Origin of the sequence: Sphingomonas sp. S-NIH.Pt3_0716 (assembly GCF_003950715.1) — a bacterium.
Lineage (GTDB): Bacteria > Pseudomonadota > Alphaproteobacteria > Sphingomonadales > Sphingomonadaceae > Sphingobium > Sphingobium yanoikuyae_A.
In genome coordinates this window covers 1-2,210 of record NZ_QLJK01000091.1, presented here as the reverse complement: position 1 = coordinate 2,210, position 2,210 = coordinate 1, and the positions used below count along the sequence as shown (strand labels likewise).

General features: G+C 62.0%; 1 protein-coding gene and 2 pseudogenes. All 3 read right to left on the bottom strand.

Features of this window, described 5'->3' with window-relative positions; translation table 11 throughout:
- Positions 1 to 332: pseudogene (locus BRX37_RS26110) on the bottom strand (DDE-type integrase/transposase/recombinase); the annotation flags it as partial.
- Between the two features lie 203 nt (positions 333 to 535).
- The gene (locus BRX37_RS26105) at positions 536 to 1,564 is read right to left on the bottom strand and encodes an IS110 family RNA-guided transposase (protein ID WP_125990341.1); all 1,029 of its coding nucleotides are present in this window, start codon (positions 1,562 to 1,564) and stop codon (positions 536 to 538) included.
- 64 nt (positions 1,565 to 1,628) lie between these two features.
- Positions 1,629 to 2,146, bottom strand: a pseudogene (locus tag BRX37_RS26100) (transposase); the annotation flags it as partial.
- Positions 2,147 to 2,210 lie beyond the last annotated feature (64 nt).

The following is a 2,210-nucleotide window of genomic DNA, read 5'->3' as shown; positions in this document are numbered from 1 at the left end:
AGGACGTTATCGGATCGTATATGCGCTGGTGGCCCACGCGAGATGAACAGGTCAGCCAGCGCCGCCAGCACATCCTCGTGTTTGAGCTGCCGGGCAACGATGAGTGCCAGGCATTCCCTGCTGGCCTCGTCGATGATCGTCAGAATCCGGAACTTGCGGCCATCGTGCGTGCGCCCTTCGACGAAGTCGTAGGCCCACACATGCCCGGAATACTCAGGCCGCAAGCGGATACATGATCCGTCGTTGAGCCACAGGCGTCCCCGTTTGGGCTGACGCAGCGGGACCTTCAGTCCTTCGCGTCGCCATATCCGCTCGACCCGTTTGTCGTCTAATCGGTCAAGCCGTTTGCCAAGGTGCTCGTAGTCGATCTGCTTTGCGCATCGTTGTCGTCTTCGAGGTCAGCACGGGTGCAGCCTCAGTATGGCGCTAGATCGCCGGCCTCTCGATGTGGTTCCCGTGTTCCAAATGGTCACGAAGCGGGTCACGAGATGGCCGTGGCCGCACCTTGGCGGGGCGGCACCTAGAAAAGCTGATATCAGGCCATGGCAGTTACCTTCGGCTCAAAGTCCCGGCCGTCGATCCACATCCGGTGCAGGATCACCGCCAGCTTGCGGGCCAGCGCAACGCGCGCCTTCCAGAAGCCCGATCTGCGGCCAACGGCGGCCCCCCAGTCCTTCAACGCTAACGCCTGCGAGGTCCGCGACAGCATGACATTGGCCGCTTCGAACAGCAGTTTGCGGGTGAGGCGATCTCCGCACTTGGAGATGCGGCCGTTGATGTCGACCTCGCCCGACTGATAGCGACGCGGGGTAAGACCAAGATAGGCGCCGACATCCTGCGAGCGCCGGAACCGGTGAGGATCCTCGATGGTGGTCATGAAGCTGACGGCCGTCAGTGGACCAACTCCCGGCATCGTCATCATCAAGCGGCAGGCGCCACTCTGTCGAGCAACCCGGCCGAGCTGTTTGGCGATGGCATGCTGTCGCTCCCGCAACGTCCCCAGCATCGCCAGCAGGCTCTCGAACAAGGCGGCGACGACCGGATCGTCCGGTAGGGTCGCCCGGACCTGGCGCTCGAAGGTGCCCCCCTTGCCAGGTCCGACCAAAATACCGAAAGTCTTCGCTAGACCGCGTATCTTGTTGATGAGAGCGGTGCTCATACCGACCAGCTGATCTCGCGTGATCAGGAGCGCACGCAAACGGTGCGTCTCCATCGAGCGAACAGCGACCGGCCGGTACCAGCCTGAGCGGACCAGCCTTGCCAGCCCAAAAGCGTCGTTGCGGTCCGTCTTGTTCATCTGCAGTTTCAGCGCTGCCGCAGCATGCCTGGCATGAAGGCACACGACCGGCAGCTCTCGCTCAGTCAGCGCATGCCACAGCCACACTGTCATCGGCCCCGTCTCGATGCCGATCTTCACGGCTCCGGCTGCCCTCCGCGCCAGCACGGCCGCAATGGCATCCGGATCCGTTCGCGTCTTCCCGTCCCATACGCGATTGCCCATCTCGTCCACAACGCAGATCGCAGTTTCCTTCATCGACACGTCCAGGCCAACATAGCAAGTCATCTTCCGTCCTCCTTCAGGGGACAACAGGCTATCTCAGAAGCACCACTCCCGTTTACGCCATGTGGTTCACCGTCCACCCCGCATGGCATAGCAACGCCGTCACTCGGCGGTAGCCATAGCGGCCATATTGCTTCGCCAGCGCGACGATGTCCTCCGTGAGCGCCTGTTCGTCATCTGCCCCACGCGGCACCTTGCGCTGTGTCGATCGATGCTGCCCCAGCACCCGGCATATCCGTCGCTCGGACACCCGGATCGGCAAATCTCGTCGCAACTGATCGATGCAGCGCCGCCGCCGCGCGGGGCTCAGAAGTTTCCCTTGGCAGCTTCCTGCAAGATCAGCTTGTCCAACGTCAGATCCGAAATCGCCCGGCGTAGCCGCTGGTTCTCTTTCTCCAGATCCTTCATCCGCCTCGCCTGGTCGGTCTTCAGGCCACCATATTCCCTGCGCCAGCGATAGTATGTCTGCTCGCTGACCGCGATCCGGCGGCACGCCTCTGCTGTCGAGGCTCCCTGCGCCAGAACAATCTCAACTTCACGCAGCTTGCCGATAATTTCTTCCGGCTTGTGCTTCTTGCTCGGCATTCATCGTCCCTTTCGTGGTCCAGACTATCATAGTCTCTGGGCCACTCAACGGGGGGCAGATCAC

Bases quoted from the DNA above. Each gene is read 5' to 3' on its own strand.
- BRX37_RS26105 (WP_125990341.1), bottom strand. From the start codon at position 1,564: ATGACTTGCTATGTTGGCCTGGACGTGTCGATGAAGGAAACTGCGATC.